Raw genomic sequence first — 11923 nt, 5'->3', positions numbered from 1 at the left:
ACGGAATGGCTATAAAGCAAACTGAAAAAGAAAATACTATTAACTTAGAGGATATTCTCTCTCGAATCTCTTTAAAAAAGGGTAAAGAGGAATACCCTGAGTTCTTAAATAAAAATAAAACTTTTGAAGAAATTTTAATCGAAAAATTTCGTGTGACTCAAAAGCAAATTGATGAAGCTCTTACTGAGCAAACAACAAACAATCTCCACATAGGGGATATTTTAGTTGAAAATGATGTCATCCAAGAAGTCGATAAAATTAAAGCTCTAGCTCTTTTATTAAATCTAGATTTTCAAGAGCACTTTGCATACAGTGATATCAATCCAAAAATAATTCAAAATTTAAATATAAGTTTTTGCCTTCAACATATGTTTATACCAATTGCAGAAGACGAACTTAACGTTACAGTCGCTGTATCAAATCCACTGGATACAGTCAGCATCGACGACATACGCGTTATATTAAATAAAAATATTAAAAGAATTGTAGCTCCACGTGACCTCGTCGAAGCTGCTATCAACAACGTATTTGAACGCCAAGAGCTTGCTGACCAAGGGAAAGGTCTCACTGCAGATGATGACATCGATGGTATAGAAGGGCTTGATGTTGCCCACAATCTATTGCAAGACAATGAAGAAGCACCTGTGCGTAAGGAAGTGACTGCGATTATTCGACGCAGTATTACTGAAAAAGCCTCGGATATTCATATTGAACCTTTTGAAGATCGCGTTTCTGTACGATTTCGCATAGATGGTCGCTTACGTGAAGTCAGAGTGATTCCAAAAAAATACCAATCGAGCGTCACCACCCGTATCAAAATTCTTGCCAAATTAAATATTGCAGAAAGCCGTTTGCCTCAAGATGGACGTATTACACTTAAAGTTGGAACTCGAGAAATCGATGTGCGCGTAAGCACTCTTCCAATTAAATTTGGCGAAAGAATTGTGTTACGTATTCTTGATAAATCTGGAGGCATGCCCGACCTTGAAGACATTGGCATGCCCAAAGTTCTGCTTAAAAACTTCAAAACCATCATCAATCAAAAACATGGAATTGTACTTGTTACGGGCCCTACAGGTTCAGGTAAAACGACAACATTGGCATCAGCCCTTATGTCTATCAATAAACCTGATGTGAGTATTATTACCGTTGAAGATCCAGTGGAAATCCAACTTCCTGGAGTGAGTCAGGTGGAGGTTAACGACAAAGCAGGATTGACTTTTGCTGCTGCATTGCGTTCTATCTTAAGACAAAACCCAAATATCATCTTAATTGGTGAAATTCGTGATGGTGAAACGGCGCAAATTGCAGTGCAAGCTTCGATTACAGGTCACCTTGTTTTAAGCACATTGCACACAAACGACACAGCAGCTTCGGTCACTCGACTTGTTGACTTTGGTATCGAACCTTTCCAAATCACCACCGCTGTGGTTGGAATTCTTGCAGTACGTCTCGTTCGTAAGGTTTGCCAAACATGTCGTGTGCAAACTACCCACACACCCGAAGAACTTGGACTTCTTGGTTTAAGCCTTAAACAAGTTGAAGGAAAAGTTTTTTATAAGGCAAAGGAAAATGGCTGCCAAGCATGTAAATCGACGGGGTATTCTGGACGCATTGGAATTTATGAACTCCTCGTCTTTGATGAGCACATTCGCAGTTTTGTCCTTAAAAGTTCCGATGGAGCAAGTTTAAAAAGAATGTGTGTGCAACGTGGAATGAAAACACTGAGAGACTCAGCTCAAGAAAGGTTCCTCAAAGGAGAAACAACTCTTGAGGAAGCGCTTTTTGCCACTCAATCAGAAAGCGAACAGGAAAAAGAGGTATTATAATCATGCCCTTGTATTCTTACAAAGGTCAATACGCTAAAACTGGAAAAAAAGTAAAAGCCTTTATTGAAGCTGAATCTCCTCGTGATGCACGGGTTAAGCTTAAAAAACAAGGCATTTACATTATTGATATGAAAGTAGACAATCGAGCCAGTGCAGCCGAGGGACGTACAAGTTTCATTGCGAAACTCAATCGCAAGCCTCCTAAACAAGAAGACTTAGCTCTTGCCACCAAGCAGTTTGCAATTTTACTAAGGTCAGCAGTGGATATAAATGATGCTTTGCGCGCTGTTTCAGAGCAAATTGAAAACGAAGAATTAAAAGCGATTTATATTCGAATCCGTGAACTTGTTTCCGAAGGAAAATCCCTTTCAGATGCACATAGAACATATCCTAAAGTCTTTAGTTCAATTTATATAAATATGATTGCTGCCGCTGAAAAAGCAGGAGCATTGCCACTGGTCATGCAAAGACTTTCTGAATTTATCAATTATCAAATTGAAATCAAAAGAAAAGTTGTTGGTGCATTAACTTACCCAGCATTTATGGTTATCGTAGCAATCTTAGTGACAGTATTTTTATTTGTTAAAGTAATGCCTGAAATGATAAAGTCATTTACTTCAATAAAAGTTACTTTACCTTGGTATACCGTTATTATGAATGATTTATCGAATTTTTTGCAAAATTGGTGGCTCCCTTTTCTTATTATTTTTATAATAATTGGTTTTGCACTTTTTTCCTGGTCAAAAACTGTAAAAGGGCGCTATAAAATAGATCTCTTTTTATTTACAGCCCCAATCATAAGTCCACTTATTCAAAAGGTAACAGTCTCACGTTTTTCAAAAACCCTTTCCACTGTTCTCTCCAGTGGTGTGCGTATTGTTGAAGCACTTCAATTAACACGAAAAGTCGTGGGCAATACCGTCATGGAAAAAGCACTGGATGAGGCCATTGTTAAAGTTCAAGATGGAGATAAACTTGCAACAGCACTTGAAAGAACAGGGCGTTTCCCTACAATGGTTATTCACATGCTGCGCACAGGTGAAAAAACGGGTCAGCTTGAAGAAATGTTATTTAATATCTCAGAGGTATATGATGAAGATGTAAATAATCAAGTTGAAATCACAACAAAATTACTTGGCCCAATTATTATGGTTTTTATGGCAGGAATGGTATTTTTAATGGTCATGTCTGTCATAGGACCGATGCTTGAAGCCATGAATGGGTTGCATTAACAAAGTGATTCAGTATACTAAAAATTCCTTTTATCCCTTTGGAGATTTCACATTATGAATCTTAAAAAACATTTAAAGTTCAAAAAACAACTCGCTGCACAAGCAGGTTTTTCTATTTTAGAAATTATTATAGTTGTAGCGATTATTGGTACTTTAATGGGTGTAATTGTCAGCCGCATATCTGGCGGTACTGATAATGCAAAATCAGGTATAACAGACACTAAAGCGTACACACTTCAATCAAAATTAATTCAATATCAACTTGCAAATGGTAAATTTCCAACCACTGCACAAGGATTACAATCTTTAATTACAAATCCAGGAACTCCAATTGCAGCTGAAGAAGACACTCGTGATGGTTGGGGCAATTCATTCGACTATAAGTTAACAAATAAAGGCCCTCTCATTATTTCTAATGGTAAAGATGGACAACCAGGAAGCAACGAATCCCTCTGTTTCCTTAATGGTAAAAAATTGGACTGCAAAACTGTCGAAGCAGGAGCTCCAAACTGAAATATCTGTTTTCTAAAAAAAAACTTTCAACTCAATTATTTAAAAAGAATATTTTAGCTGAAAATGGTTTCACACTCATAGAAATCATCATTGTTCTCGGAATAATTGGTGCTATAGCCGGAGTTATTTTACCTAATTTAACTCTTTCAGTTGACTCACAAATGTCTACTTCACTTAGAAACTTCACTTCACAAGTTCGTTCATCTTATAACAATGCTATTTTCACCGGTCGCTTGCATCGTATGGTTATCGATATTAAAAACAGTGAATATTGGGTTGAACAAGCACCCCTTGGTTATGAAGGCCGGCCTCCTCCTGTCGAAAATACCGATGCGGCAGATGGCCTCTTGAAAAAAGATAGAAGAAAAAAATTATTAGAAGATTTCGATGACAGAGCTAAATTGCTTATGAATAGAGAACTTGGAACAAGCACTGCAAGTAATAAAAAATTTTATACAATTCGCAGTATTCCTATAATACAAAGAAATGTATTACGCCCTATCAATTGGGAAGAAATTAATGACTCAATTATTTATAAACAAAAATTTTTAAGCAAAGTTGTTGTTGCAAAGTTTTTAACTGGATTAAGTAGCAAAGAATTAACCTTTGAAAGCATTGCAAGAGATAGCGATAAAAATAAAAAAGAATTTGGATATATTTATTTTTTACCAAATGGTTTACTCACTCCGACTTCATTACAATTTACTTCTAAAAGTGGGAATGAATCAACATTACTTGATCAAAATGGACCTAAATTTACAATCAACATAAATACTCTTACGGGACAATCTCGTTTGCTTGAAGGCTTTCAAAATGCAGATTTTACACCGCCTAAAAAATAGTGAAAGCGGATTTTCTCTTCTAGAATGTGTTCTTGCCATTGCAATACTCTCTATTGTCATTGGAACTATTGTTGGTTTACAATCTTCAATTATTTCATCCACCCAAATTTCTGGCGACAATATGAAAGCATCTTGGGCAATGCGATCCGCAATTTCTCAATTGCAATATTTAGTTGACACGGGGGGAGCATCAACAATTCCCAATGAAACAGATTTCCCTTGGATTACAGATGAGCAATTTAAAGTTAATTTAATTAAAAAAGAATTAAAAGATGTAAAACCTTCACAGTTTTTATTAAGTGCCTTAGGTGTCTTTAATTTAATATCACCCGATGGAAATGAACAAACCGATGTCACTTCTACCTTTTCTGCTATCACCCCACTGCTCGATGCTCCAGCAGGAGCCCAATCACAAAGTTTTTTTAACAACGTTACAATATCCGTCAATTGGAAAGATGCTTCTGTCCAAAGAAATATTTCCGAAGGTTTTTTTCTAATTGACAAAAATGCTTTGCAAGGAATTAATTTGCCAAATTTAGGTGGTGATAATAAAAATCAAAATCCTCCGCAAGGAGGAAAATAATATGTTTAAAAGTCAACATGGTTTTTCACTCCTAGAAATTATTTTAGCCTTATCGATTTTAGCAACTTTAAGTGTCTTAACAATTAATATATTAACGACTCAATTAAATACCCGTGAAAAAGTAACAGATTACAATTCACAAAAACATGCAATGAATATGGCAATGAAAAAAATATATGAAGACTTACAAAGTGCATATATTTCTGATCAAAACTACACAGCCGCCCTCAATTTGGGAGCACGACAAATTATTCCTCAGCTTTATTATCGTAACAAAAATTTAGTATTTTCAACCTCAAACTATAAATCCTATATTGCAAATTCAACACAAAGTAATCTTGCATTTGTACGCTACTTTGTTAGAACTGACCCAGGAAATTCAACAAGAAATCAACTTATGCGTGTAGTCGATACCAATATGTCTGATAGTATTGAAAGAGATGAAGTTGGCTTAACTGAAGTTTTAAACCCAGATATCAAAGAATTTAAAGTGCAATTTTGGAATGGAAGTGACTATCGAGAGGAATGGGATAGCACTGCAAATGACACACAAAATAAATTGCCAAAACTTGTTAAAATTCATTTAGAAGCATATTTTCCCGAAAGTGCTCTTGAAAAACAATTACGTGATACGAATTCAAGCAGCCAACAGAATAGAAAAACCTTAGCACTCGACACCATAGTTTATATTATGAGTACAAATGGAGTGTCCAACGTGATCAATCCTTCTGGAAATTATAAATGGCAATAAAAATATCTTTAAAAAAACTTAAAAATAAAACTCATTTTAAAAAGCAAAACGGTTTTGCACTCATTTTTATTCTCGTTTTTATTGCAATGATTTTAGGGGTCATTGCGGATATTGTATATCAAACACAAGTGAGTGTTAAAAGCTCACTTGAACAACGCAGTGAACTCGATGCACAAAGCACTGCCTACACCGGTATTGAATTTGCAAAATTTCTCCTCGGATTAAATGCACTTGCTGCACAATATCAAGATAACCCTGCTATTCCAATTCCTAAAAATATGTATAATTTATTAAATGGACAACCACTTGGCTCGAATAGTTTTGAAAATATAGAAAAACTATCAGGCGTTAATTTATCAAATGCAATTGCACCTGAAATTAAAGACGCTCTGAAAGCTGTTAAAGGCTATTTTGTTCTGAACATAAATTCTGAAAATACAAAGCTCAATGTAAATATGCTACAAGGAAGAGATTATTCTGACGCACAAAAAGCACTTCTAAGAATCTTTTCAACTCAAGATTCTGAAAAATTTTTAGAAAGCCTTGGCTACACTCCTCAACAACTTGTAGACAATATGGGTGTCTACATTAAACTCTCTGTAACAGATGGATATTTACAATCTGCAACTCAGAGCGCCTATGATGCAGTGTCCGCAAAATACCAACCTAAACATGCCGCTCTTGAATCACTAGAAGAACTCAGGCGCATACCTGGTTTTCATCTTGACGATATCTACAATATGTATACTCCTTATTTAACTATTTGGCCTCTTTCAGGCAACAAAAACAACTTAAATATCAACTCCGCTCCAACTGAGCTCATTGCAGGTATATTGACCCCTGAAAAGACTGACATAAATGACTCAGATTGGGATAAATTTGACAATTACCGCAATTCAAGTTCTTTTAAAAATTCAGGAATAAAAGAATGGTTTCAAACGAATATCTCGGGTTTCAAAGGAAATAAAGACAGTGAAAATATCGCAGATAAACTTTTTGGAACATCCGATAATATTTTTAAAGTTGAGTCTAGGGGTGTCGTCAATGATGTGGAAAGAACTCTTGTGGTTGTTTTTCAACAGGCTCCATCACAAACAAACAATGCACAACAAGGTGGAAATGACCCCAATAAACCAAATGACCCTAATAAACCAAATGACCCCAATAAACCAAATGACCCTAATAAGCCAAATGACCCTAATAAACCAAATGATCCCAATAAACCGAATGATCCTAATTCAAAAAATCAGAACACCCCTGTTAACTCTAATCCAAATTTCCAAGTTCTCTACAGTTATTGGAAATAAAATAAAATGCTATTAAAACTTATTTTTGCAATTTTACTAGCATTCACTGTTACTGCATCTGGTCATTATTATCTATTTATTAGACTTATATCTCCATTATTTGGAGTAAACCCTTTTTTAATTACTTTGTTTACATCTCTTTGGGCAGTGACTTTTTTTGGTTTCTTAATTTTACGCATCGTACCTCATTTCTTACGCAGAATATTTGAAGTTTTTATGTTTCTTTGGATGGGAATTGCATTTCTATTTTTAATAGTCTGTCTTTTAACTTCGCCAATTAATTTATTTTTAAATATCATGGGCTATAGTCAAATATATTTATGCTATTCAGTCATAATTTGTGGTTTTTTATTGACTATTTATTCAATGTATAAAGCCTTAAAAGCGCCTCAAGTCATTGAAGCAAAAATTCCTATTTATAAAAACCTACCTGATAATTTAAAAAATCTTCGTGTTATTGTTATTAGCGACATACATGTTTCTGGTCTAATTGGCAGAAAAAGAATGATTAAATTAACCAAGAAAATAAATTCACTTGCTCCCGATGTTATTTTCATAACGGGCGATCTTATGGATGGATCGGTTAGACAACTTAAACGAGAAGTTGCCCCTTTAGCAGATCTCCGTTCAAAACATGGAGTCATTTATATTACCGGCAATCACGAATACTACAGCGGTCCCAAAAGTTGGAAACAGCACTTATCCGAGAGGTTCCATTGGAAAGTTATTTCAAACTCTTCATATTCTTTTAATATAGATGATTTAAATATAAATATTCTTGGAATAGAAGATAGACATTGGTTAAGTCACGAGAAAATTCCACGCAAAAATGACAGACGACTACACTCTGCTGTTTTTCATATGCATCAACACGGACATCATGCAGATAAATCTTTAAATATTTTACTTGCGCATCAGCCCAAAGATGCAAAATTCATGCCTGAATTTCCCTTTATTGACCTACAAATTTCGGGTCATACACACGGAGGGCAAATATGGCCACTTAAATATATTGTTCTAAAAGATCAAAAATACAATAAAGGTCTTTATAAGCTAAATGACAAACAACATATTTATGTCAATCAAGGCACAGGTTTTTGGGGACCTCCTATGCGCTTAGGTACAATTTGCGAAATTACTTTAATGACATTTTTTACCAAACACTCATAATTTATTGAGGAATGAAAATAGTTTTTCTTTAAATTCATGAGGAGATTCCCAAGGGACTCTGTGACCTGCATCTTTTATAATATGATTTTGAATACAAGAGTTTAATTGCTTCATTTCATCAGAAATTTCTGCAAATTTTATATCATTTTCTCCTGCAAGCCATAAAATTGGGATATGTAAAGTACTTATTTTTTCCCGAAGATTTTCTTGCCTACCTAGTGAAAAATAATTTAATATTTGAGCGACCTCATACCGATTAAAATCACTTTCTTCCCGCTTTAAAATATTTTTTATATTGGCAAAGACTCCTTGGGAATTCCAAGAGTTCATCACATCATCCCAGTTTTCATTTAAAAATCTATTAGCCCAAATACTGTCATTGAGTAAACGAACTTGCCTGTCATTTTCATTTTTTAATCCTGGGTTTGCCGATATAATTATGCCAGCATTCCAATCATTACTTTCAAGTATTGCTCTAAGGGCAAGCCTTCCACCCAACGAATAACCTACCAAGATATTTATTTGAGGTTTATTTTTCTGATTAAAAACCGCTGCATTAAATTTTTTGCACCATTCCTTAAAAGAAGAATCCTCTGTAGATGGCAAATATTCAGAAATAGAATGAAATTTAAAATTATAATTTATTAAATCTTTTTTAAAGATATTCCAGTCGTTTGGAAAACCTAAAAAGCCATGAATGAAATGCAAATTTATCATTATTTATATCCCATTTTTTTGCTAACGAAATATCATAAAATAGAATTTAATTAGCTTCATCTCTTTTTATTTTGCAAAAATCTTTCTGCTTCATGATATTCCCCGTCATGATATCAAATATTCCCATTGTTTTTTCCCGTAGAAATCGTTGTTCTTCGGAATTTTCTTCTTCAACGTATAATTCTTTTAAAATAACTTCTTCTACACTTAACTTACGAAATGCGGGTAAACGAGCCCACATTAATGCAATTCTAAAAGCATTTTTCATATCAAGCATTTTGCCCACATCATCAGATTTTGGTGCTTTATAGTAAGTCATAAATTCAGAAAAAATAAAATCAATTAATTTTCTAGGAATATCATGATTATCATTCATATTAGATAAGAATATTTCACAAATGACATATTTAAAATTAAGTCCAGTAATTTCTGCGAATTTAAAATAAGTTGAAAGAGGAATATTAACAATATCTGAATTTTCGTATTTGGCTAATAAGTTAAATCCTTTAAAACCCATTAATGCAGAAAATTCAGTTTGAGTTAAATTCATCCGCAAACGCTCTCTTCGCAATAATGTTGCAAAACGCTTACGTACACAATTTTCAAGTTCTTCTAAATCATTTTCATTTTTTTTCTCTAACATAATTGCAATCCATTTTAATTAATGTTAATAATAAATTAATATTGTTTTTATATTCTCATAGTGAACACACTTAGCAAAGGATACAAAAAAAGAGTACATCCGTAAATGCACCCTCTCTCGCAAAGAAAGACTAACACGGATTAGATTAAATAGCAACTTATCTTTATAGGAGATCATCTGTGATTACTTATTTTTTCAAAATTTATTATTAATAAATTTTTTATTTTTTCAACTAAATAACTCATATTAATAAAATTAAGAATTAATTATTTAAAGCACTTCTTAAGTTTAAAAACTACATTTATACGATTAAAAAATTATTTAATTTAATAATGTAAATTATTTAAGATTAAGGTACAAAGGAATGAATATGAAAAACGAACTCTGTCGTGAAATTAAAAGTGATTTGATTGACATGATTAAATATTTAAACAATTCTGACCTTAGAATGAATGATACAAAGCTCTATTTTGAATTTGGTGGAAAGATCTCTAATATGATTGAGCGTGTTGCAAAATCAGAAAATGATTTAAACGAAAATTCCTTAGAAACTTCTAAAAATCTAAAGTCAAATGATACTCATTAAATATTAAAATAAAAAAAGGCGCTCTCAGTTAAGAAAGTGCCTTTAAAAATTAAAATTAGTGTATTAGTTTTTTAAATTTTATTCTTTTTGGATTGACTGCATCGTCGCCAAGGCGACGTTTTTTGTCTGCCATATAATCTTGATAATTTCCTTCAAACCAAACAACTTTACTGTCCCCTTCAAAGGCAAGAATATGAGTGGCAATACGGTCTAAAAAATAACGATCATGGGAAATAACAACAGCACAACCAGGAAAAGACACAAGAGAATCTTCAAGGGCACGCAAGGTATCTACGTCCAAATCATTCGTAGGTTCGTCAAGAAGCAAAAGATTTCCACCATTCATTACCATTTTTGCTAGGTTTAAGCGATTGCGCTCACCACCAGAGAGTTTACCAACTGATTTTTGCTGATCAGCTCCTCTAAAGCCAAATGAAGAAATATAAGAACGTGCTGGAATTTCACGATTGCCAACTTGGATGAGATCTTTACCACCACTCAATTCTTGAAAGACGGTCTTATCACCATCAAGAAAATCACGATTTTGATCGACATAGCTGATTTTTACAGTGTCGCCTATTTTAATTTCGCCTTGTTCAGGTTTTTCAAGTCCTGCAATCATTTTAAAGAGAGTCGATTTACCTGCACCATTTGGTCCAATTACCCCAACAATACCACCAGGAGGAAGCTTAAAGTTTAGGTTTTCAAACAAGACCTTATCGGCAAAAGCTTTTGTTATGTCGACAGTTTCTACAACGCTGTCACCCAAGCGCGGAGCTGGAGGAAATACAATTTCACGAATGCCTTCATTGCGTTCATTTTGTTCTTTTAGAAGTTCATTGTATGCAGAAATACGCCACTTGCTTTTGGCTTGGCGTGCTTTTGGCGACATACTCATCCATTCAAGCTCGCGCTTTAAAGTCTTTTGACGTGCGGATTCTTGTTTCTCTTCTTCAGAAAGACGAGTTGTTTTTTGTCCTAGCCAAGATGAATAGTTTCCTTGCCAAGGAATGCCTTCACCTTTATCGAGTTCAAGTACCCATTCCGTTACATTATCAAGGAAATAGCGATCATGTGTAATTGTAACTAATGTTCCTGTAAATTCTTTAAGATAACGCTCAAGCCACTGTACACTTTCCGCATCCAAATGGTTTGTAGGCTCATCAAGTAATAAAAGGTCAGGTTTCTCGAGCAAGAGTTTACAAAGAGCAACACGACGGCGCTCGCCTCCAGAAAGAGTTTTTACGTCTGCATCGGCTGGAGGGCAACGCAAAGCATCCATTGCAATTTCAAGGGTACGGTCAATGTCCCAACCGTTTTTTGCATCAATTTCATCTTGGAGAAGGGCTGTTTGCTCTAAAATTTTATTCATTTCATCATCGCTCAACGGCTCACCCAAGCGTTCGTTGAGAGAGTCGAATCTACGAATAAGATCTTTTACATCCTTAACGGCCTCTTCAATATTTTCAACTACATTTTTAGTAGAATCCAATTGAGGTTCTTGTGGTAAATAACCAATTTTAGTTCCTTTTTGAGGAAAAGCTTCCCCAGCAAAATCCTTGTCCACTCCCGCCATAATACGCAAAAGTGTAGATTTACCTGCTCCGTTTGAACCAATAACACCTATTTTAGCCCCATGAAAAAAAGATAAATAGATGTCTTTGAGAATATCTTTTCCGCCAATGTTTTTGCGGAGTTTGACCATGTTGAAAATATAGTTAGCCATAGTTATTTCCTAAGTTTGATGTTG

General features: G+C 34.4%; 12 protein-coding genes and 1 pseudogene. 10 read left to right on the top strand and 3 right to left on the bottom strand.

All coding sequences use genetic code 11. The features are described 5' to 3' along the window. Window positions 1–5 precede the first annotated feature (5 nt). The 9 genes and pseudogenes from GCL57_RS04965 to GCL57_RS04930 all read left to right on the top strand — a co-directional run bounded on the left by GCL57_RS04965 (window position 6) and on the right by GCL57_RS04930 (window position 8227). Entirely contained in the window at window positions 6–1829 is a 1824-nt protein-coding gene (locus GCL57_RS04965) for a GspE/PulE family protein (protein ID WP_152212175.1), read from the top strand. Between the two features lie 2 nt (window positions 1830–1831). Next, a complete protein-coding gene (locus tag GCL57_RS04960; protein WP_152212174.1) occupies window positions 1832–3061 on the top strand; it encodes a type II secretion system F family protein in 1230 nt (409 codons plus the stop codon). Between the two features lie 54 nt (window positions 3062–3115). Continuing rightward, complete coding sequence (locus GCL57_RS04955; protein ID WP_152212173.1) at window positions 3116–3574, top strand: type II secretion system protein GspG; 459 nt, start codon at window positions 3116–3118, stop codon at window positions 3572–3574. Continuing rightward, window positions 3535–3699: pseudogene (locus tag GCL57_RS15180) on the top strand (prepilin-type N-terminal cleavage/methylation domain-containing protein); the annotation flags it as partial. The gene GCL57_RS04955 and the pseudogene GCL57_RS15180, both read left to right, overlap by 40 nt. Before the next feature lie 36 nt (window positions 3700–3735). Next, window positions 3736–4416, top strand: a complete 681-nt coding sequence (locus tag GCL57_RS04950) for a hypothetical protein (protein WP_246164805.1) — start codon at window positions 3736–3738, stop codon at window positions 4414–4416. After that, the gene (locus GCL57_RS04945) at window positions 4388–4999 is read left to right on the top strand and encodes a type IV pilus modification PilV family protein (RefSeq protein ID WP_152212172.1); all 612 of its coding nucleotides are present in this window, start codon (window positions 4388–4390) and stop codon (window positions 4997–4999) included. Before GCL57_RS04950 ends, GCL57_RS04945 begins: the two co-directional genes overlap by 29 nt. A gap of 1 nt (window position 5000) precedes the next feature. Then, window positions 5001–5750 (top strand): PulJ/GspJ family protein, encoded by a 750-nt coding sequence (locus GCL57_RS04940; protein ID WP_152212171.1) that lies wholly within the window; start codon window positions 5001–5003, stop codon window positions 5748–5750. After that, the gene (locus GCL57_RS04935) at window positions 5741–7057 is read left to right on the top strand and encodes a type II secretion system minor pseudopilin (RefSeq protein ID WP_152212170.1); all 1317 of its coding nucleotides are present in this window, start codon (window positions 5741–5743) and stop codon (window positions 7055–7057) included. The genes GCL57_RS04940 and GCL57_RS04935 overlap by 10 nt, the downstream gene beginning before the upstream one ends. A 6-nt stretch (window positions 7058–7063) precedes the next feature. Then, complete coding sequence (locus tag GCL57_RS04930) at window positions 7064–8227, top strand: metallophosphoesterase (protein ID WP_152212169.1); 1164 nt, start codon at window positions 7064–7066, stop codon at window positions 8225–8227. Here the strand turns inward: GCL57_RS04930 and GCL57_RS04925 are convergent. Beyond that, the gene (locus GCL57_RS04925; RefSeq protein ID WP_152212168.1) at window positions 8222–8944 is read right to left on the bottom strand and encodes an alpha/beta fold hydrolase; all 723 of its coding nucleotides are present in this window, start codon (window positions 8942–8944) and stop codon (window positions 8222–8224) included. The two genes, GCL57_RS04930 and GCL57_RS04925, sit on opposite strands and share 6 nt — an antisense overlap. 46 nt (window positions 8945–8990) lie before the next feature. Further along, a complete protein-coding gene (locus GCL57_RS04920) occupies window positions 8991–9587 on the bottom strand; it encodes a helix-turn-helix domain-containing protein (RefSeq protein WP_152212167.1) in 597 nt (198 codons plus the stop codon). Between the two features lie 370 nt (window positions 9588–9957). Here GCL57_RS04920 and GCL57_RS04915 point away from each other — a divergent pair, with 370 nt between their 5' ends. Further along, window positions 9958–10173 carry a hypothetical protein gene (locus GCL57_RS04915; protein WP_152212166.1) on the top strand — a complete coding sequence of 72 codons (216 nt, stop codon included), beginning with the start codon at window positions 9958–9960 and terminating at the stop codon, window positions 10171–10173. A gap of 55 nt (window positions 10174–10228) precedes the next feature. Here GCL57_RS04915 and ettA read toward each other — a convergent pair whose 3' ends face one another. Then, window positions 10229–11899 (bottom strand): energy-dependent translational throttle protein EttA, encoded by a 1671-nt coding sequence (gene ettA / locus GCL57_RS04910; protein ID WP_152212165.1) that lies wholly within the window; start codon window positions 11897–11899, stop codon window positions 10229–10231. Window positions 11900–11923: the final 24 nt, after the last annotated feature.

Origin of the sequence: Fluviispira multicolorata (assembly GCF_009208585.1) — a bacterium.
GTDB lineage: Bacteria > Bdellovibrionota_B > Oligoflexia > Silvanigrellales > Silvanigrellaceae > Silvanigrella > Silvanigrella multicolorata.
Note: the sequence above shows the minus strand (reverse complement) of the source record. Positions and strands in the feature narration are given on the sequence as shown.